The sequence below is a fragment of the Candidatus Vallotiella adelgis genome, from assembly GCF_020541305.1.
GTDB classification, from domain to species: domain Bacteria; phylum Pseudomonadota; class Gammaproteobacteria; order Burkholderiales; family Burkholderiaceae; genus Mycetohabitans; species Mycetohabitans adelgis.
The window spans coordinates 919,485-939,637 of the sequence record NZ_CP047396.1 but is presented as its reverse complement, the minus strand read 5'-3'; the positions used below and the strand labels follow the sequence as shown (position 1 = coordinate 939,637).

Genomic DNA, 20,153 nt, shown 5'->3' with positions numbered 1-20,153 from the left:
GCTTATTCCGCCCTCAATGAGTATTGCATCGATATCAGCGCAATAGCGGACGATACTTACATCTTATAGGGGGTAGTATCATCTACTTAATTAATCACTAGCCTTCAACATTATTTGTGGCTAAAAGGCGTGCCTAGCTAGTCGTTGGTTAGCTAGGCACTTAATACTGCGATTATGCAGTATGCTAAGTGGAGCGGATTATCTATGAACTAGTAGAGATATATCTAGGCAAGCGTGTATATGATGGCGGATATTATGCTTAGGCAAGCTGGCCTGCCATGCTAGTTTGATATTGCCGCAGGTAGTAAAAGAGATAGGAGTGACAAGACGCGAATGTGCAATTCAACACTGAACTAAGGGTTGAAGTTTTCATTTCCCGGAGCACATCAGCGTTGTTTACTACAGTCAACCTGGACTACAGTCCGGCGCCGTGGATCAGTGTCTAGTTGTACAGCGGATAGTTTCTTCCCCCAGACACAGCCGGAGTCTAACGCGATCATGTTTTTGTGCATCACTAGCCCAAGTGCTGCCCAATGGCCAAATACCACTAGCGTATCACTGCTAAGGCGATTCGGGACATCGAACCATGGCATAAATCCAGTTGGCGCTGTACTCGGCGGCCCGCTTTCACTGAACTCCATCCGCCCGCGTGTATCGCAGAAGCGCATACGCGTCATAGCATTAACAATTACTCGGGAGCGCGATTTTCCTTTCAATGTATTGTGCCAAGTATCTGGATCGTTGCCCCATATTGACTGTAGAAATTCTTTCCAGTCATTGCCTCGCAGCTGCACTTCAATCTCATGCGCTAGCTTAAGCGCAATGCTAATATTCCATTGTGGCAGGATGCCTGCATGCACAAGCAGTCGTTTCCCGTCGTAGTGCATGAGCGGTCGATGGCGCAGCCAGTAGATCAAGTCAGCGGCGTCTGGTGCAGCGAGGATGTCATTCAGCGTATCGCCGTGTTTGGGATAATGCGCGCCGGCTGCAATTGCTAGTAAATGAAAGTCGTGATTACCGAGGACGGTTACAGCACGTTCTCCGAGCTCGATTATACGACGTAGCACTGCAAGTGAGGCGGGGCCGCGATTGACTAGATCGCCAGCAAACCACAGTGCTGTATTAACCGTTGACCCTAGTTTTTCGAGTAGCCGATTCAATGCATTACAGCAACCCTGGATATCACCGATACCGATTGGTGTTGAGACATTGGTATCAGGGCTAAGTCTAGCTAAAGCGTTTGGTTCAGGGGCAGGGGTGCGGCTTATCATCAGCGCTCTATATCACGTTTCGGTTATTAACGGAACTTTCTGTTTTTAGAACTTGACATTTATGTCAATGAAGAAATTTATTATGTTTGTATTTTACGAGTTATTAACGCAATCGCTGAAATCAATGTTATGTCATATGCAATATCTAGCAATCCACTATGCTTGCCGCTAAGTAGCCGACCTAAGGCCCGATTGCGTATCAAGGGGAACGGCTCAGCTCTATTGGGGTGGGTAGAGTAAATAACTGTGCCAGTATATAGCATGTTCTATACGGCCATGCCTCTATTCTCTGCTCAATTTCCTTGAGGAGAATGGCTATCACTCCTTCGAGACCTAATCGGATATACACGAATAAGTTTTAAAGATCTGCGGGCGATTAATAAATATATATGAGGGTGTAAGATGTTTAGAAATTAATATCATTTAGAAATTAATATCAACATGAGTTTTACGTGTAGAGCGCAGTTCTTATCACGATCACTATGGCTAACAACTATGTGGATAAACTATCGTTTATCCAGTCGGATGATGGTACGGTATTAACCTCCTCTTAAGTTATCTATTGGTTATATGACATATAACCTAAGCCGGTTGTCATCACATCTAGTGATTTATAAAAACAGTTGCGCGGAACTTTAATAGCAAACTGAACGGCAAATAAGCATGAATGCTGCTTCAGCTATGAGCATAGATTAGGTGCCAATAAGCCCCCCCTTTTTTTCACTCAGACTGAGCTGGAGCCTGATAAATATCACATGTAACTTCATGTGACTAATTGGCTATAAAATCTTACAGATAGAAAAAAGCCTGCCAGCTCATTCTATTATCGTTCATATGTAGAATATTGATTTCCGTGCATGAATTTAACTCGAGCTGCGATAAAAGTGTCGGACTCATGTACGTCTATTGGCATTCAGAAAAGGTAGCTTAATGATCCTTGTAACGGGAGGCGCTGGTTTTATTGGCGGTAATTTTATTCGCGACTGGCTGAAAAATAGCACAGAGTCGGTACTCAATGTTGATAAACTGACGTATGCCGGTAATTTTCGCACACTACAGTCGCTTGAAGATAACCCGTTGTATCGGTTCGCGCGCGTCGACATTATTGATCGGCCTGAGCTAGATATATTATTTGAGCGCTACGCGCCACGTGCAGTGATTCATCTGGCTGCAGAAAGCCATGTGGACCGCTCAATCTATAGTCCAGCAGTATTTGTACAAACTAACGTGGTGGGTACATTTACGCTACTTGAAGCTGTGCGCTCGTATTGGAGCCACCTCGACAACGTTGCAAAAACTACATTTCGCTTTCTTCATATATCGACCGATGAGGTTTTCGGGTCATTGTCGCCAGGAGATCCACAATGTTGCGAAATGACGCCGTATGCTCCAAACAGTCCATATTCAGCAACTAAGGCCGCATCTGATCATATTGTTCGCTCATATCATCACACATATGGTTTGCCCATTGTAACAATACACTGCTCAAACAATTACGGACCCTATCATTTTCCAGAAAAACTCATTCCATTGACGATTGCCAGAGCATTAGCAGGCGAACCGCTTCCTGTTTATGGTGATGGACAAAATGTGCGTACCTGGCTCTACGTGCTTGACCACTGCTCGGCAATACGAACGGTGCTTTCCAGCGGAATACCTGGCCAAACATACAATGTAGGCGGCTTAAATGAAAAAACGAACATTGAAGTTGTACAAGCAATATGCGATCTACTCGATGTACTCAACCCAAGAGCCAGTGGTTCATATCGAAAGCTGATTGTTTTCGTTAGGGATCGTCCCGGTCACGACCGCAGATACGCAATTAACACCCGTAAGATTCAGAAAGAACTTGGCTGGAAGCCTGCAGAGACATTTGAGAGTGGTTTGCAAAAAACAGTCCAGTGGTATCTGGATAACCAGGATTGGATCAATGAAGTACAGTCTAGCGAGTACAGAAAGTGGGTCGAATTTAACTACATGCAACGCGCATAAGAGTCTAGGTCGCTAACAAGTATGACGAAAATTAAACGTAAGGGGATCATTCTTGCCGGTGGATCCGGCACGCGACTGTATCCTATTACGCTCGCGGTTTCTAAGCAATTGCTACCAGTATATGATAAACCAATGATTTACTATCCGCTGTCGATACTAATGATGGCCAGAATCCGAGATGTACTTTTAATCTCAACGCCTCATGATATACCTCATTTCGAAGTTCTTCTAGGCGATGGTAAGCAATGGGGGATGAATATACAGTATGCAGTACAGCCCTATCCAGACGGCCTAGCCCAGGCATTCACTATCGGGCGCCACTTCATTGGAAATAATGCTTCAACGCTTATTTTAGGTGATAACATTTTTTATGGTCACAACTTGATGAAAAAATTGGCGTATGCCAATGCGCAGCAGGAAGGAGCCACGCTATTTGCGTACCATGTACATGATCCAGAGCGCTATGGTGTTGTAGATTTTGATAGTGACTTTCGTGCGTTATCTATCGAAGAAAAGCCGGTTCAGCCTCGCTCCCACTATGCCGTCACAGGATTATATTTCTATGATAACAATGTATGTGATATTGCTACTTCGATCAGGCCTTCTGCGCGTGGCGAGCTTGAAATTACTGATGTGAATTGTATCTATCTTAACTCTGGAAAGTTGAATGTTGAAGTGATGGGGCGCGGCTTCGCGTGGCTTGATACTGGGACGCACGAGTCGCTTATTGAAGCAACAACGCTTATCGCAACTCTGCAAAAGCGTCAGGGGCTTATTGTAGCATGTCCGGAAGAGATTGCATATCGGCTAGGCTGGATTAAAGCGGATAAGTTATGCAAGCTTGCAGAACCCCTTAAGCACAGCCAGTATGGCCAATATCTAAAAACAATACTGACAGACCAAATGCCATGGTAATCCAAGCAATTTCCACTGCGTTGCCTGCGGTAAAACTTATTAAGCCACAAGTTTTTAATGACGCGAGGGGGTTTCTATTTGAAAGCTTCAATGCATTTGATTTCGCACGACTAGTTGACTCTCATGCAGTTTTCGTGCAGGAAAATCACTCAAGTTCAGTGAAAAGCGTCTTGCGTGGACTGCATTATCAGATTGAGCACGCACAAGGCAAACTGGTGCGCGTTGTGCGTGGTAAAGTATTCGATGTTGCGGTGGATATTCGGCAAGGCTCTCCTACTTTTGGCCAATGGGTTGGCGTCTATTTATCTGCTGCATGTCGGCAGCAGTTATGGGTGCCACCTGGATTTGCTCATGGTTTCCTGACATTGTCAGACCGTGCTGAGTTTTTATATAAAACTACAGATTACTGGTATCCAAAATTTGAGCGCAGCATCTTATGGAATGACCCAGAACTTCGGATTGAATGGCCACTACATGGTAGTCCCATTCTAGCTGGAAAAGACATGCATGGTAAGCGATTAAGTGAAGCGGAGCTATATGAATGAAGCGCGATCAGCGAAAGCAGCGCATGGTGGCAACGATTTTAGTGACAGGCGCCACCGGTCAAATCGGCTTTGAATTAGTCCGAGCAATGCAAGGCTTAGGGAAAGTGATTGCTATTGACCGAGCCGATTTTGACTTATGCAAACCAGATCAGATGCGTACCGTTATACGTGCTATTAGACCTGCGGTGATTATAAATTCAGCTGCCTATACAGCAGTTGATGCAGCACAGAATAATCTTAGCTATGCAATGCAAGTCAATGCAAAAGCTCCCGGTATTTTAGCCGACGAGGCGAAGCGGGCAGAGGCTGCAATCATCCACTATTCGACAGACTATGTGTTCAACGGAGAAAAACACTCACCGTATATTGAGGAGGATAAAACTGACCCCAGGAATTTTTATGGCGTTAGCAAACTGGCTGGTGAGAGAGCGATTACAAGTACCGGTGCGCACTACCTTATCCTGCGTACGAGTTGGGTCTATGGGATGCGTGGAAAAAATTTCTTACTAACGATACTCCATCTCCAAAAAGAACAAGATGAAATAAAGGTTGTAGCTAATCAATTTGGCTCGCCAACATGGAGCAACACTGTCGCAACTCTGACTGCACATATTGTATCCCAGTCATTAGCTGCCCAGGATACTCGGCAATGGTGGCAGGAGCGGTCAGGTCTCTATCACCTGACTTCGGGCGGCTCGACATCGTGGCATGGTTTTGCACAAGCCATTTTTGAGTTAATAGCGCGGAAGCGTACGCCGACTGTTATACCGATACCTGCATCCGAATTTTTTACACACACGGAGCGACCCGAGAATTCTTGTTTATCTAATGATAAGTTAGAGCGTGTGTTTAGTTTGCAGCCACCGCAGTGGGATCAGGCATTAAAGCTATGTCTCCAATTATATTGACAGTAGAGAATAAATTTCTCAAGTAAATTTAGTATACAGGCGCCTTCGTGTGAGTGCTTTTGATGGACCTGTAATGGATGCTGTGGTGCTATCACTAAAGATAGCGAAAGTCTATCCGCCTATAGTGTGACTACTAGTAGAAACATTAAAAACGCTAGATAACTTTGTGATATGTCTCATTCGTATTATCTGAACTAAATGAGTGGTAGTGGTTAGGGAAACTAGATCAATAGTTATGAAGCGCTGCACACGGGGGTTCAAGTGCTTCCAGCATATTTGGAACCGAATGGCCTGATTATTGCCTGCATCTGATTAACTGAGGATAGGGCCGGTAGCGATTTTGTGACCTGCTAACCAAGCGTTAGCATGGATTGATTCTTAGAGATCAGCTTAACTTACGATAGTTTTAACAAACGCACCTGAGATTCCGAACAAAGTCTTGCATATGACGCGGGTATACGAAGCGTAGGCTGATATTTTAATATCAGTGATTATTAACTAGCTACAGTATACAGTAGCTAGTTAATAATCTCAGTTTTCTTAATATTACATAGCTTACCAGCTCAGTAGCGAGCTTAGCCAGACAAGAGTCTTCTTATATATCCGCTAAATGGATCATCTTAGAAAATTACTTACATGGTTCTCTCGCTCTGGAAAAGATGACCCTATTTTCTTGCTTGCAACCCCGTTATGAATTTAGACTTAATTTTTTCCTCGACGTATATCTTTTATATTCAGGCATGATTTATTTGATCAGCGATGACACGTTTATACCACCGTAATTAAAGCGCCATCTAAAAACTGCACCATGCAGGATATCCCGTTCCTGGCTTACATAACTAACCTCGACTTTGCGTCCTGAGGTTTATCTGAATGATTCACATTTAATGTAATCAACTATAGTATAAAATTTATTTATAACATAAATCGAACAATTTATAGAATACTTAATAGTCAACTAAAGTCTGTTTAGAACATAAATGATTATCTCTATTTCAATTGTTACTTACTTACCTCAGAAGAAGCAATTTTACGAAACTTTGAGGACTCTAGGTGTTGCGCTAAAGTTTTTAAAAGATTTTGTTGAGAGTAAGGGAGAACAGCATTATCAAACCTTGATACTTGTCGACAATAGCTCGGATTTGAGTACATTCGATTATCGGGCAGCGCTCGCAAATGCAGATATCGAAATTTTAGTTATATCTGGCCAAGGTAATGTAGGTTACGGACGGGGCCATAATCTCGCGATTGCTATGACGAAATCTCAGTATCACTTAGTATTGAATTCCGATGTCGCGATTGAGCAAAATGCATTACGGCGAGCAATCTATTTTTTTGACAATCATGCGGATGTTGGTCTTATAGCACCTCTTATCCGTAGCGAGGAAGGGAAATTGCAGTATCTGTATCGTAGATACCCTACCGTTTTGGATCTTATGCTACGTGGTTTTACTCCCCATGTGCTCAAGAAATATTTCTATATTCGGCTTGCGCACTATGAAATGCGAGACACTATCAACGAGCATGATATTGTCTGGGACCCGCCGATTGTCAGTGGTTGTTTCATGCTATTCCGCACGGATGTTCTTCAAAAGGTCAACGGTTTTGACTCACGTTATTTTTTATATTTCGAGGACTACGACCTAAGTTTGCGTACTCACGCTATTGCACGCATAGCGTGTGTTCCATCAGTCTCTATTATACACTGCGGTGGGGGAGCATCGCATAAAGGTTTGAAGCACATTAGAATGTTTTCTGCATCGGCCTTTAAGTTCTTTAACCGCTTTGGCTGGAAGTGGCTATGACTCGATTTGTTGTCACCGGCGCAAAAGGTTTTATTGGTCAACGATTATGTCGAATTCTAGCCCTACGCAGTGCGTTTGTTATCGGTGTGGCGCGGCGGAGGCAGACTCCTTGCATGAGTGTGCATCAATGGGTGAACGCTTGTGCAGATTTTGTTGGTATTGAGCATGAGTGGCCACGTGATGTGCATGGCGACTGTGTTATTCATTTAGCAGCGCGTGTTCATATGATTCAAGATAAGAGAATCAATTCGTTAGACATCTATCGAAAAACTAATGTCGAGGGTACACTGCGCATTGCTAAGATTGCTCGTAATATTGGCGCACGTCGCTTTATTTTTGTGAGTAGTATTAAAGCGATAGCAGACACTGACGGCGGTATTCCATTAAAAGAAACAGATCCAGCGTTGCCGCGTGATCCTTATGGTGCATCTAAGCTCGATGCTGAATATGCCCTTCTCCAATTTGGCCGTGATACCGGCATGGAAATTGTTATTGTACGGCCACCATTGGTTTATGGGCCCGCAGTTCGGGCTAATTTTCTGAAACTAATGCATGCTGTCGCTCGAGGTATTCCATTGCCACTAGGTGCGATCAATGCTCGTCGTAGTATGATATTTGTAGATAATCTTGTAGATGTGCTGGTGTGCTGCGCTGTTCATCCGCTTGCGGCTAGCCAGACGTTTCACGTGAGCGATGGCCACGATTTGACGATAGCAGAACTAATCCAAATACTCTCGCGGCAATTAAACGTGTCTATTCGACTTATTTCTGTTCCAGTACTACTGCTTAGAGCTGCTGGCCAGCTGACAGGATGTTCTGCATCAATAGACCGTCTAGTAAATAGCTTGCAGCTAGATACATCACACCTCACTAGCACGCTGGGTTGGCACGCTCCATACTCGATTGAAGAGGCGTTGCAAAAAACCGCTTCATGGTATTACAAAACCCACCGAGCACAGAATAAACCATGTTGATTCTGGATCTACATCCAGCTGGTGTATGTTTATTACTTGCAGTAATAGCGCTAGTTGCCGTTGCCGCGGTGCTAGCTGTTCTTCTTAAAACTGGGTTGTCATGGCACCTAGCAATTGATCTGCCGAACGAACGTTCGTTACATATTCAACCCACGCCACGCGTCGGCGGCTGGGGAATTATTCCAGTAGTAGTGCTCATCATTTGGTTGGTCGTACCTACGTTGCGGCTGATAATGCTAACTGCTTTACTGCTTGCAGCTTTATCTCAAATCGATGATTATCGGGGCCTATCCGCACGCATACGATTTATAGGGCATCTAGCTGCTGTCGCTACGCTAGTCATCATTTGCCGAGCGAACGTGCCAAAATGGGCGATAGTGATTATGGTGTTTCTATTCGCATGGATAGTCAATGTATACAATTTTATGGATGGAGCTGATGGGCTGGCAGGAGGTATGGCATTGCTAGGTTTCAGCGGTTATGCCATCGCAGCACTTATTAGTAAACATCCCGATGTGCAGCTTGCGATGGCCTGTAGCGCAGTTGCTGGAGGGTCAGCGGGATTTCTACTTTTCAATTTTTACCCAGCCAGAGTTTTCCTTGGCGATGTCGGGTCTATCCCATTGGGTTTTCTTGTAGGAGCATTTGGCTACTGTGGCTGGAAAGAAGATGTATGGCCCGTGTGGTTTCCGATGCTTACGTTTTCGCCCTTTATTAGTGATGCCTCCATTACGTTACTGAAGCGTGTTATACGGAAAGAGCGATTCTGGAAGGCGCACAGAGAGCACTACTATCAGCGTATGATACGCTCCGGACTCGGACATGCTATGACTGCATTAATTTGGTATTTAGTAATAATAGTTTGCATAATATTTTCTTTAATTGCTTTACGATTTGACCCTATTTATCAGTGGATATTGGTAATAGGTTGGATATTGGTTCTGATGTTAATCGGGGTCTCGATTGATAGGCGCTGGCAGCGCTATACATCTGAATGTGACCACTAAGGCGTGGACGCTCATGATTAAGTTTCCGGCAAGATGGCTTTCTTTTACTGCTTGCATATTTGATATATGCGCAGTAGCGCTTGCTTGGATCTGCGCATATATTATACGATTTAATGGCGAGGTGCCCTTTGACTTTATGGCCGGTGGGCTGTGTGCTTTAATCTGGATTGTGCCAATTTACAGCATTATGTTCCATCTTTTTGGGCTGTATCGTGGCATGTGGATCTTTGCTAGCTTACCGGATTTAGTGCGTATTGCGAAGGCGATTGTGACTGGAGCGCTGATTGCTATGATTAGTTCCGTGATCATTCAACCGTTGCCAATTATTCCACGTTCGGTACTGTTGGTTTCACCTATGTTGCTTTTTCTGAGCATGGGCGGTGCTCGGGCCATCTATCGTGCAGCAAAAGAGTTGTATCTATATGGCGGTCTAGTTAGCCAAGGAAAGCCTGTCTTAGTACTGGGTGCCGGCAATGCCGGTGCCAGCATTGTGCGCGAGTTGCAGCGCTCTGGAGAATGGCGTCTTATTGGTTTGCTGGATGACGATCCCGATAAGCGCGGCCGTGAACTATACGGTTATCAGATCTTCGGTTCTATTAGTGATCTGCAATTTCTTGCTAACGAGTTGAGGGTTGAGCACGTCATTATTGCAATTCCGTCTGCATCCTCACAGTCTCATCGGCGCATTGTAACAATCTGTGTACGCGCTGGCGTCCGTGCGCTTGTGCTACCTAAGCTTACTACATTGACCCAAGGCCAGGCGTGGCTATCTATGGTACGGCAAATTAACCTTGAAGACTTGCTCGGACGAGAGCCAGTATTCATTGATGCTCTACATATAGAGTCGCTGCTAAAAAAGCGAGTTGTAATGGTGACCGGCGCTGGCGGTTCAATCGGCTCGGAGCTATGTCGTCAAATCCTGAGATTTAAGCCTATGCAATTAGTGGCCGTAGATATATCAGAATATGCAACGTATCGACTCGGCGAAGAGTTGCACGCTAAGTATGCCGAAGTGCCCTTGATCGTACTAGTCGGCGATATAAAAGATTCCCTATTCATCGACCAAGTGATGTCTCGCTATATGCCTCACATTGTATTCCATGCGGCTGCATATAAACATGTTCCCCTGATGGAGGAGCTCAATACATGGCAGGCTGTTCGAAACAACGCGTTAGGCACATATTGCGTTGCACGTGCGGCGATTCAATATGGTGTGCATCGCTTTGTACTTATTTCGACAGATAAAGCGGTAAACTCTACAAGTGTGATGGGAGCAAGCAAAAGAATAGCAGAGATGGTTTGCCAGGCGCTACAGCAGGAGACCAAAATCACGAAGCTTGAAACAGTTCGGTTTGGAAATGTTCTTGGCAGCGCTGGCAGCGTTATTCCAAAATTTCAGAATCAGATAGCAAGTGGCGGTCCAGTAACAGTCACGCATCCAGAAATAACACGCTTCTTTATGACTATTTCAGAGGCGTCACAACTTGTACTTCAAGCCTCTATTATGGGGCAAGGTGGGGAAATTTTCTTACTTGATATGGGTCAACCGGTGCGAATCGTGGATCTAGCACGTGATCTAATTCACTTGTATGGTTTCAGTGAGGAACAGATTAAAATTGTTTTTACCGGTCTGAGGCCAGGAGAAAAACTGTATGAGGAACTACTAGCTGATGAAGAAACCACGACTCTCACACCTCACTTAAAGCTGAAGATTGCTAAGGCACGCGAAGTTCCTGAAAACCTTTTAGACACGCTAGTACCATGGCTGATGCAGCATCGCGTACCTCCTGATGACGAGGTGCGTCGAGATTTATACCGTTGGGTACCCGAATATCGCCCGATGCTACGCATTCAGTTAAATAGCTTGCAGATTGATCATACTAACAAGGTTTCTTCCTAGATTTGCTTGATGACCTTATCAAGTGATGGAGGAAATAATCTATGTTGCTTACGCAGTAAAATGCTGCGCCATTATCTGCAAACTTGTATTGCCAATCTACACCTATATTTACTCTTTTGTTTGAGTGATATTAGCGGTGCCTATCTCAGAAATGTAGTGATCAAACTCACTATCAATGAAAATATGATAGATTACATGACTTAGCTGTACTTATGAACCAGCTAACCCGGCACACTACCTAGTATTATGATTTATGTAGTCACTTTTGAGTCAATTCCCTCTTCCGACTGGCGATCGTTGCCAGCAAAGTAGCGGACGTCAGCGCAAAGAATGCCGAATTCATAACAATCGGTAATATGTCAATCGTTAACCCAAAAATCATAGTACTACCGACTAAGGCTAGCCCGAGATAAGCAGCGGTAGAAATTGTCGTGTCTTCGTTCTTTCGCTCACGCCAGAAAGATAAAAATGTGCCAATGTAGAGTAGTATCAGCGACATCATGCCGATAATTCCTACTTCTGCTAGCATTGAGAAAAACTCATTATGCGCATGTTCATTGGTAATGAGGCGAGATATCTTACCGCGATCAGCTAGTTCGATCAGCGCCAGTTTGAGGTGGCCTTTTCCGACGCCTAGTACTGGATGCTCGACGAGCAGCCGCAGCGAAGCGCGCCACAGCTCAAGTCGCTGCCCTGTAGAGGTCATGACTTCGCCCTGTTCGAATTTTCGCAGATCAGTGCTAATTGCGTTCAAGCGTTCACTTACTATTGACGTTGTACCAGCTATAGTTAAGCAGCCAACTAGAACGGCCCCGACTGCTATACGCGAATATATCGACAACATCCAGTGCCGACCGCTGAAATACGACCAAATAAGCCATGGTAGTGCGATCCATCCACCCCGTGAGCCAGAAAGGTACGATGCTAAACAGCCTGCTAGCAGAGCTATAATCTTAATAGCCAACTCTATGCCACTAACATGGTTTCCTCGGTCAAGCGACGCAAATGCAAGGAATCCGATTAGTAGTGCCATATCGCCAAAAGGAATCGGGTTTATGAACGAGTTACCAAGGCGACCGGGTCCATACCACGCACTGGGATGAACTATCGCGTATAGCGCCCATGCACCAGTGAGCAGTGCGCCGGCTACGAAACCCCATTCGACACGACAGAGCCAGTACGACGGCAACGATGCAAGAAGCAAGAAGCTCGGAATAACGAGAACAAGCCGCAACATTGGATCGAGCGCGGCAAGCCTGCCATCGTGGAGGACTAGCACCTGGAACGCAATGACAACCGGTAAGGTAGACATGCTAATAGCATACAGGCGATATGTGCGCAGAATTTCTATCGCGTGGCGCCGATTTTCTAATATAGCTAAATGGAGAAACGCCAGGGCGAGAATAGTAAAAAAACAATAGCCTGTTCCTCCTTTCACCGAAAGTATCAATGTCGGTGAAAGAATGATTGCGGCTGTAGTTACTCCTGTGACAAATTGGTTTAGGTACATTAACACGAAGGTTTTGCCTATAGAGATTCTCTTATAGCCACCACTTCTAGACATCTCGGATATCCTTCGGATTATTGTCCAATACAAGAATATAGATCAGCAGATCAGCTGTTCTTTCAATAAAAATTGCTGTGTCTAGATGCTTAGCTGCTATATCACAACGATAACGTACAGGAAAGTGTAGCGCTATATATATCGAACTACTATAGGCTTATAACGCATACATGGTTGAACTGTTCCGTAGCTAGCACTATGCATTGCTTGGCGCAGATATCACATGATATCTTGTCATTCGATACGAAGGTATATATAGATTTTTTGGAAAATACCTCGAGCGCGCTATATGCCGTGCATTATTACCACAGCATGTATACTATTTTATGTAGATCGAGTACAGTCGGTTACTGTAGATCGTCTAATAACTTATTAATATCATAGACATCGATTCGCGTGTTTAACTTATCTACTAATAGTGAAACCCAGAAAACTATTTAGTAGACAGCCGAAAAATTCTATTATATGGTAATAAATAACGTACTACGCATCCAGCTGAATCCTGAATATTAGTTGCGATTGATAGCCTCTAGTGACAAGCGTTGATGTATATTTTTTTAAATAGAGACAATAAGCGGCTGCTATCAGCGAGATCAAAAAGTAATAGCAAAGCTGAGTATAAATGTCAGGTTTGCTTAAAAGTGCTTAAACGTAGTTGTGCAGGTTGTTTTCCTGCCAACGCCAATAATCCACGCACATTCTTTCAATGCTATGCTTAGCGCGCCAGCCAATAATCCGCTCGGCTGCTGCTGGATCTGCGTAGCAGGCGGCTACGTCACCAATACGTCGTCCGACTATCTCATAAGGAACCTTGCGACTACTAGCGCATTCAAAAGCGCGCACTACATCTAGAACACTATAACCTTTTCCAGTGCCTAGGTTCACCGTAAAGCTACGTCCCTGGTCGAACATCGTATCGAGTGCGGCAAGGTGTCCACGAGCGAGGTCAACGACATGAATGTAATCGCGTATGCCAGTGCCGTCGGGTGTATCATAGTCCCCACCAAAAACGCGCAGACACGGCAGCTTGCCAATAGCTACCTGCGCAACGAATGGCATCAGGTTATTCGGGATACCGTTCGGCTCCTCGCCGATCAGCCCGCTTTTATGTGCGCCAACCGGATTGAAGTAGCGCAGCGTAGCGACCTTCCAGTCGGCATCGGCACATACCAGGTCTCGCAGAATCTGCTCAGCTATTAGCTTCGTCTGGCCATAAGGATTAGTGGCGGATAATGGGAATGACTCGTCGATCGGTACGCTTTTTGGCACGCCATATACGGTAGCTGACGAACTGAACACAACATGCTTGACACCATACTTATTCATCACGCGCAGCAACGCTAGCAAACTATCTAAGTTGTTTGCATAGTACTTGAGCGGCTTTTGAACTGACTCACCAACAGCCTTGAGCGCAGCAATATGAATCGCTGCGCAGATCGGATATTGTTCAAACACTTGTCGAAGTGCTTGTTCATCGCGCGAGTCTACCTGGTAGAACTGTACTGTTTTGCCAGTAATTCTCTCGACACGGCGCACCGCGTCGACTGTACTGTTAACTAGGTTGTCAACTACGACGACGTCGTATCCTGCGTTGAGTAACTCGACGCAGGTATGCGAGCCAATGAAGCCGGCACCGCCGGTGACCAAGATCATACGTTGATTCATTATTGTTGACCCCATACATAGTTTAACTCGTACGCGTGAGAAACGGTGCGCGCGGGATGGTTACAAAGCTAGTTGTAGCATCACATAATGCGACAAATTCTTATCTATACCGAGCCGCTAGAGTAAGTGTTTTTTGCTTCAGGGTGGGCAAGCTATAGTTTCAGTATCGAAATGGTCTGAGTACATCACGTTGTGGTATTAATACCGCTTATATTTAGTTGGTCAATCAATAGAAATTCGGCCGGACGGCGTATATGTGCTATATAACAGCTGGATAGCTCTATCTTGTACGAAATAAGCGCTTTCACCGTTATCCGTCAGTTCGCTCGATGGGGACCCCCCCGTCTAAACAACGCCGTACCATTGCCTATAACAAGGCATGCCTAATGACACTCTTGGCTATGCTTGAATGCGCATCTAGATAGAGCTGCTGATTACACAGCCGCCGCATATGCAAAAGATAGACAACATCACCATAGGTTGTGTAGCGTATTGTCAAGCGTTTTGATCCTAGTAGTTAATATCAAGTCGGTCCTACTATTCTGCGCTAGGCACAGGGCTTTGACGGACAAACTATTAGATAACGTAGCACAGTAATCGCCAGCATACTGTCATTGTTAATACTTCAGCAGAAACACTCCCTTCCCCGTATGCATAATGATTAACATCGTTCATAACTTCAGCTTATGCTGAATATAGTAAAAATTCACCATGGCCGCTGTAATATAGCCTGCGGCTAGTCCGCCTAACGCGCCGCATGTGCCGAATGCAGGGATTAGCAAAAAATCTAGTGCGAGTGCGACAGCTAGAGCCAGCAACCATTTAGCTAGTAAGACAAATTTAGCCTGGTATTTAAGCATAACTAGATTACCGATTGCCTCGACGCCAGCTGGCACTGATAGCCAGACCGCGACCCGGAGAATATGCACGACACCGTTGAAGCCTGGTCCGAATACGGTCTGCACTATCCAGACTGCCGCGAGATCTAACAGAATCGCGCCCATACTCATCAGCGCCGCTGTCATCCACAGCAATCGCCCAATATTACGTCGCAGGCGCGAGATATCGGTGACACGATAAACAAACGCTGGTGCGAGTGTTTGAGCAAGCATCAATGGGAGTGCAATCCAATTCTCGTTTAGTTGCTGTGCGGCTGCATAGCGACCTAGCTCTGAAAATGATACATAGCGTTCGAGCACTAGTCGGTCTAGTTTTAAGAACAAGCACATGCAAGAAAGTCCAAGCCAGAAAACTGTTCCAGAACTACTGAATGTGCGCAATAGAGTGCGCTCCACACACCAATCTAAGTGGCCATGACGTATGCGGTAATAGATAAGCAAGACAGCAGCAATGATTGCTGCTTCTGCTGTCCATAACCACGCAAAACCAACTGCCGACGCAGCAACGCGTACAAGAAGCCAGGCTCCGCCAGCTTTAGCTAGTGCGGTGACTATGCTTGTGATTAACTGCGGCTTAGCATAAGTGATGCTTTGTAGCCATGAATTAACTACACCGATCAGCGGCTCGCGAAACAGCATTGTTACAGCTAATGCGGCGAGTATTGTGCCGACAGTCGGCTCAGTTAGCCCAAAAGCGATGCCAGCCCACGTCAGTGGAATAGCGAGTGCCGATACGGCGAAGCGCAATGCAAACGCACTGCCGAGGATTGTGCCTAGTTGTTGTTCGCTACTATTCACAATCGTAGGAACTAGGATCTCAGCACCGCACACCCACGTCAATGGTGCTAGTACAAGTAGCAATGTATTTGCATACTGCCATTTGCCAAATAAGTCCGCGCCGAAATAGCGGGCCAGCACACCGCTAATTAGGATCGCGACCCCTATTTGGGTAAACCGCTCTAGGCCCAGCCAACAGAGGTTGGAGAGAACGCGAGCGACATCTGGATTGTTCTTGATTCGATTCAGCATGCGCCGGGGGGCGAAAAGTATGCGTCCTAACATAGTACAGACCGCTATTTTGGCGATCGCGGCCCTTAGCCACGTTAAAATGACTAGATTAAAGAGTCTGAGTAAGTTGCAATTATAGATTGATCCGCTATCGAATCAGCGAGCTATAAGCAGAACTGTAAACAAACTTCATGGATTTGTTTTCGTTATGCGCTTTCGGCGGCCCCTCAAATTTTTTTCTAATAGGCATTCCTCATGATTTCTCAATCGATTTTCAAGGCTTACGACATTCGTGGCGTGATGGGAAAAACGCTTAATGCTGATGTCGCGCGGCAGATCGGCTGCGCGTTCGGGAGCCAAGTACGCGTGCAGGGTAGCAATGCAGTGGTGATCGGTCGCGACGGTCGTTTATCGAGCCTACAGTTATCTACTGCGCTGGCCTGTGGCCTACGCTCAACAGGCGTTGACGTGATTGATATTGGCTTGGTACCGACGCCGCTCGGATATTTTGCAGCGAGCGTGCCGCTCTCGGGGCGGCAGGTAGATTCGTGCATTATCGTTACGGGAAGTCATAATCCGCCAGACTACAATGGTTTCAAAATGATGTTGCATGGGACAGCGATGTATGGCGCAAACATTCAAACATTATATAAACGTGTTGTCGACAAAAATTTTTCTACAGGCTCTGGCAGTTACAGCAAACATAATCTACTCGATGCCTACGTCGAGCGGATTGTATCTGATATTAAACCAGCTCGGTCGCTGAAGATCGTTATCGATGCAGGCAATGGCGTGGCAGGATCGCTTGCACCACGACTGTTTAAAGCGCTTGGATGCGATCTGGTCGAGTTATTTTGCGATGTAGACGGAAATTTCCCGAATCACCACCCAGATCCAGCTAGTCCAGGAAACCTACAGGATGTGATTCGGGCGCTCAAGGAAACTGATGCGGAGGTCGGCTTAGCATTCGATGGCGACGGAGATCGGCTTGGCGTTGTGACTAAGGACGGACAGATTATTTATCCGGATCGGCAACTGATGTTGTTCGCGCAGGAGGTACTATCGCGTAAGCCAGGCGGAAAGATTATCTATGACGTAAAGTGTACGCGTTATCTTGCTCAGTGGATACGCGATCAAGGCGGTGAGCCGGTGATGTGGAAGACTGGCCACTCACTAGTAAAGGCGAAACTTCGCGAAACTGGTGCGCTACTAGCTGGCGAAATGAGCGGGCATATGTTTTTCAAAGATCGCTGGTATGGTTTCGACGACGGCCTCTATACTGGTGCAAGGCTACTAGAAATCTTGTCTCGCGTAGCTGACCCAAGTCAATTGCTCAACAGCTTGCCAAATTCAATCTCGACGCCCGAATTGCAGATCACTCTCGATGAGGGTGAAAGCTTTGAGCTGATCAGAAAGCTGCAAAAATATGCGTCGTTTGACGACGCCATTGATGTAATTACGATCGATGGGCTACGCGTGGAATACTCAGATGGTTTTGGGCTTGTGCGCTCATCTAATACTACACCTACGGTTGTGATGCGCTTCGAGGCAGATAACAATGCTGCGCTCAAGCGAATCCAAGGGGATTTTGGGCGTGCAATTATTGCACAGAAGCCGGAAGTGAAGTTGCCATTTATTTTAGGCTAGCCAGCGATCTGTGTAATCTATTTTCTACTATCGATATTTTTATCTCATGCGGTAGCAGTGCATATCTGCGATAGAATTAGCTATTCTATGTTCACGAAAGTCGAGAATTTACCGAGTATCTTTTATACCGGCAATATAGCCGGATTGACTACCGTAACCAATTTATTCTATTGTATAAAATATTAATCGTTCGGCTGTCGTCACTAGGCGATATCGTTCACAACATGCCAGTAGTCGCAGATATTCGGCGATATCATCCCGATGCAATCATTGATTGGCTAGTTGAGGAAGATTTTGTCGAACTTGTCAGCCTTGTTCAAGGCGTGCGCCGAGTTATTCCGTGCTCCCTGCGTCGCTGGCGTAAGCGACCGTTATCAGTAACAACCTGGCGTGGAGTGTGGAAATTTAGGCGCACATTAGCCGCAGAGAGGTACAATATAGTAATTGATTGTCATGGATTGATCAAGAGCGCGTGGGTTGCTAGCTGGGCATACGGCGACCTTTTCGGGCTAGGAAATCGTACTGACGGATCTAGCTATGAATGGCCAGCATGCTGGTTCTATCATATATGTGTGCCAATTCAATCGCGCATACACGTTGTTGAGCGATCTCGGCAATTAGTTGCTCGTTCGCTAGGTGATCCACTGCCAGGATCAGAAAGCCGTGACATTAATTTCGGAATTGACCGGCGCCGCGCCGTGCTTGAGCTGGCGCGCATAGGGCTGAACTTATCGATGGTATATGTGATATTCGTGCATGCAACGTCCCGCGAAGACAAGAAATGGCCACAGAGTTGCTGGATTGAGTTAGGCCGAGTTCTTATTTTTCGCGGTTACTCGATCGTGCTGCCCTGGGGCAGTGATGTGGAACGTATCACTAGCGAACGGCTCGCACAACAATTTGGTTCCGCTGCACTTGTTCCGCCGCACCTATCGCTTACGGCAATCACAGGGTTAATTGATGGCGCGTCAGCAACTATTGGCGTTGATACTGGCCTAGTCCATATTTCCGCAGCACTTAGGCGGCCAACAATCGAGTTATACAATTTCGCGACAGCATGGCGCACTGGTGGCTATTGGTCGCCAAATATTATTAATCTAGGAACAGAAGGCGCGCCACCGAGCCTTGCTGACGTAAAGTGTGCACTATCCAGCTTTGGATTGCTGTAGCGATTTTTGCATGAGCAAATCACAAATTACCACGGCTTAAATTGCTGATTAGCACAGATAATATTCTCTATACCGCGCGAGATACTGTTATCCGGAGCAGCGTTCGGCTCATGTTATATTTTCTACTCTTTTCTTGTTTAGTAAAAAGCGAATAAGTCCCTTTAGATTTAGTGATCGCTAATCTAACCAAAAGAATGCAGCTGGAAGCGGGATAGCAGGGGTTATATGGCCTCTTAAGCGATGCCTCTATGCAGAGTTGTTAGCTATACATTCGTTGACGGCGCATTATCAACTCTATACACGTGAATTAGTTAAAGGATGGTTCCTAATATATAAGAATAAGCTCTGCATCGCGCCTACCAGGATGTGCTTGCATTGTGCCGAAACGTATAAGCTATTATGGCATAAATACGCTAGTCGGTTGCATGTAGATGTGCTGCCCTTTCGAGCAAATTATGATGAGCGAATTCTATGCATATTCACAATATTTAACCTGTACAGTAAGGATGAACGAGCTTTTTCAGGAGGTTGCACACCGGTTCTCTTGCCTTATATCCAGACACTTTATATGTCTTCTGAAAACGCTAAACGTGACTCAAGCGCAGTGCAGCGAATACGACCATCTGATGTTACATCTGTACGGAGCGATTAAAGTAGACCTAGATGACCTGCACAACGCATTACAGCAAATAATGCTATTTTTACTGGGTAGCGTCTGGGTATGCTGTTCAAGCTAGACTTCGCGTGCTGTGATTTCTAGCCAATTCATATTTGAGCAGACCGTGTTGTGCCTATTTGCTTAATAGAAAATCCACAGTGTACCCCAAGGTGTCTTAGCACATCCTGTTGGTTACCCAATCAACTAACCTGTTAGCTAACAATTG

The 20,153-nt window shown here is 45.6% G+C and carries 15 protein-coding genes and 1 pseudogene; 12 read left to right on the top strand and 4 right to left on the bottom strand.

What is annotated here, in order from left to right; translation table 11 throughout:
- Positions 1–386: 386 nt before the first annotated feature.
- Positions 387–1,271, bottom strand: a complete 885-nt coding sequence (locus tag GJV44_RS03425) for a symmetrical bis(5'-nucleosyl)-tetraphosphatase (RefSeq protein WP_226806347.1) — start codon at positions 1,269–1,271, stop codon at positions 387–389.
- Positions 1,272–2,201: 930 nt separating this feature from the next.
- Here GJV44_RS03425 and rfbB point away from each other — a divergent pair.
- From rfbB to GJV44_RS03385, 8 genes are all read left to right on the top strand, one after another.
- Positions 2,202–3,263, top strand: coding sequence for a dTDP-glucose 4,6-dehydratase (gene rfbB / locus GJV44_RS03420; protein ID WP_226806346.1), 1,062 nt, complete (start codon positions 2,202–2,204; stop codon positions 3,261–3,263).
- Between the two features lie 30 nt (positions 3,264–3,293).
- Positions 3,294–4,178 carry a glucose-1-phosphate thymidylyltransferase RfbA gene (gene rfbA / locus GJV44_RS03415; RefSeq protein WP_226806905.1) on the top strand — a complete coding sequence of 295 codons (885 nt, stop codon included), beginning with the start codon at positions 3,294–3,296 and terminating at the stop codon, positions 4,176–4,178.
- Complete coding sequence (gene rfbC, locus GJV44_RS03410; protein ID WP_226806345.1) at positions 4,172–4,723, top strand: dTDP-4-dehydrorhamnose 3,5-epimerase; 552 nt, start codon at positions 4,172–4,174, stop codon at positions 4,721–4,723. Before rfbA ends, rfbC begins: the two co-directional genes overlap by 7 nt.
- On the top strand, positions 4,720–5,631 hold the full coding sequence (gene rfbD, locus GJV44_RS03405; protein ID WP_226806344.1) for a dTDP-4-dehydrorhamnose reductase: 912 nt from the start codon (positions 4,720–4,722) through the stop codon (positions 5,629–5,631). The genes rfbC and rfbD overlap by 4 nt, the downstream gene beginning before the upstream one ends.
- A gap of 980 nt (positions 5,632–6,611) precedes the next feature.
- The gene (locus GJV44_RS03400) at positions 6,612–7,436 is read left to right on the top strand and encodes a glycosyltransferase family 2 protein (RefSeq protein WP_226806343.1); all 825 of its coding nucleotides are present in this window, start codon (positions 6,612–6,614) and stop codon (positions 7,434–7,436) included.
- On the top strand, positions 7,433–8,410 hold the full coding sequence (locus GJV44_RS03395; protein WP_226806342.1) for an NAD-dependent epimerase/dehydratase family protein: 978 nt from the start codon (positions 7,433–7,435) through the stop codon (positions 8,408–8,410). Before GJV44_RS03400 ends, GJV44_RS03395 begins: the two co-directional genes overlap by 4 nt.
- A complete protein-coding gene (locus tag GJV44_RS03390; RefSeq protein ID WP_226806341.1) occupies positions 8,404–9,417 on the top strand; it encodes an MraY family glycosyltransferase in 1,014 nt (337 codons plus the stop codon). Before GJV44_RS03395 ends, GJV44_RS03390 begins: the two co-directional genes overlap by 7 nt.
- 13 nt (positions 9,418–9,430) lie before the next feature.
- Positions 9,431–11,317: a polysaccharide biosynthesis protein gene (locus tag GJV44_RS03385; protein WP_226806340.1), complete on the top strand. Its 1,887-nt coding sequence runs from the start codon at positions 9,431–9,433 to the stop codon at positions 11,315–11,317.
- Between the two features lie 259 nt (positions 11,318–11,576).
- Here the strand turns inward: GJV44_RS03385 and GJV44_RS03380 are convergent, their stop codons facing one another.
- The 3 genes from GJV44_RS03380 to GJV44_RS03370 all read right to left on the bottom strand — a co-directional run bounded on the left by GJV44_RS03380 (position 11,577) and on the right by GJV44_RS03370 (position 16,507).
- Positions 11,577–12,881, bottom strand: coding sequence for an O-antigen ligase family protein (locus GJV44_RS03380; RefSeq protein WP_226806339.1), 1,305 nt, complete (start codon positions 12,879–12,881; stop codon positions 11,577–11,579).
- A gap of 645 nt (positions 12,882–13,526) precedes the next feature.
- Positions 13,527–14,546, bottom strand: a complete 1,020-nt coding sequence (gene galE / locus GJV44_RS03375) for a UDP-glucose 4-epimerase GalE (protein ID WP_226806338.1) — start codon at positions 14,544–14,546, stop codon at positions 13,527–13,529.
- A gap of 671 nt (positions 14,547–15,217) precedes the next feature.
- On the bottom strand, positions 15,218–16,507 hold the full coding sequence (locus tag GJV44_RS03370; RefSeq protein ID WP_420885742.1) for an oligosaccharide flippase family protein: 1,290 nt from the start codon (positions 16,505–16,507) through the stop codon (positions 15,218–15,220).
- A 201-nt stretch (positions 16,508–16,708) separates the two neighbouring features.
- On the opposite strand from GJV44_RS03370, the gene GJV44_RS03365 reads away from it, so the two are divergent.
- The 4 genes and pseudogenes from GJV44_RS03365 to GJV44_RS04550 all read left to right on the top strand — a co-directional run bounded on the left by GJV44_RS03365 (position 16,709) and on the right by GJV44_RS04550 (position 20,006).
- Complete coding sequence (locus GJV44_RS03365; RefSeq protein ID WP_226806337.1) at positions 16,709–18,100, top strand: phosphomannomutase/phosphoglucomutase; 1,392 nt, start codon at positions 16,709–16,711, stop codon at positions 18,098–18,100.
- Between the two features lie 170 nt (positions 18,101–18,270).
- Positions 18,271–19,269 carry a lipopolysaccharide heptosyltransferase I gene (gene waaC / locus GJV44_RS03360; RefSeq protein WP_226806336.1) on the top strand — a complete coding sequence of 333 codons (999 nt, stop codon included), beginning with the start codon at positions 18,271–18,273 and terminating at the stop codon, positions 19,267–19,269.
- Between the two features lie 256 nt (positions 19,270–19,525).
- Positions 19,526–19,750: pseudogene (locus GJV44_RS04555) on the top strand (Kdo hydroxylase family protein); the annotation flags it as partial.
- Positions 19,701–20,006, top strand: coding sequence for a Kdo hydroxylase family protein (locus GJV44_RS04550; RefSeq protein ID WP_420885741.1), 306 nt, complete (start codon positions 19,701–19,703; stop codon positions 20,004–20,006). The pseudogene GJV44_RS04555 and the gene GJV44_RS04550, both read left to right, overlap by 50 nt.
- Positions 20,007–20,153 lie beyond the last annotated feature (147 nt).

What these genes read in the sequence shown, in the direction of transcription:
- GJV44_RS03400 (WP_226806343.1), top strand. Translation starts at nt 6,612, where the DNA reads ATGATTATCTCTATTTCAATTGTTACTTACTTACCTCAGAAGAAGCAA.
- GJV44_RS03425 (WP_226806347.1), bottom strand. Translation starts at nt 1,271, where the DNA reads ATGATAAGCCGCACCCCTGCCCCTGAACCAAACGCTTTAGCTAGACTT.
- GJV44_RS03370 (WP_420885742.1), bottom strand. Translation starts at nt 16,507, where the DNA reads ATGTTAGGACGCATACTTTTCGCCCCCCGGCGCATGCTGAATCGAATC.
- GJV44_RS03380 (WP_226806339.1), bottom strand. Translation starts at nt 12,881, where the DNA reads ATGTCTAGAAGTGGTGGCTATAAGAGAATCTCTATAGGCAAAACCTTC.
- GJV44_RS03395 (WP_226806342.1), top strand. Translation starts at nt 7,433, where the DNA reads ATGACTCGATTTGTTGTCACCGGCGCAAAAGGTTTTATTGGTCAACGA.
- GJV44_RS03385 (WP_226806340.1), top strand. Translation starts at nt 9,431, where the DNA reads ATGATTAAGTTTCCGGCAAGATGGCTTTCTTTTACTGCTTGCATATTT.
- GJV44_RS03365 (WP_226806337.1), top strand. Translation starts at nt 16,709, where the DNA reads ATGATTTCTCAATCGATTTTCAAGGCTTACGACATTCGTGGCGTGATG.
- rfbC (WP_226806345.1), top strand. Translation starts at nt 4,172, where the DNA reads ATGGTAATCCAAGCAATTTCCACTGCGTTGCCTGCGGTAAAACTTATT.
- galE (WP_226806338.1), bottom strand. Translation starts at nt 14,546, where the DNA reads ATGAATCAACGTATGATCTTGGTCACCGGCGGTGCCGGCTTCATTGGC.
- rfbD (WP_226806344.1), top strand. Translation starts at nt 4,720, where the DNA reads ATGAAGCGCGATCAGCGAAAGCAGCGCATGGTGGCAACGATTTTAGTG.
- GJV44_RS04550 (WP_420885741.1), top strand. Translation starts at nt 19,701, where the DNA reads ATGTGCTGCCCTTTCGAGCAAATTATGATGAGCGAATTCTATGCATAT.
- GJV44_RS03390 (WP_226806341.1), top strand. Translation starts at nt 8,404, where the DNA reads ATGTTGATTCTGGATCTACATCCAGCTGGTGTATGTTTATTACTTGCA.
- rfbB (WP_226806346.1), top strand. Translation starts at nt 2,202, where the DNA reads ATGATCCTTGTAACGGGAGGCGCTGGTTTTATTGGCGGTAATTTTATT.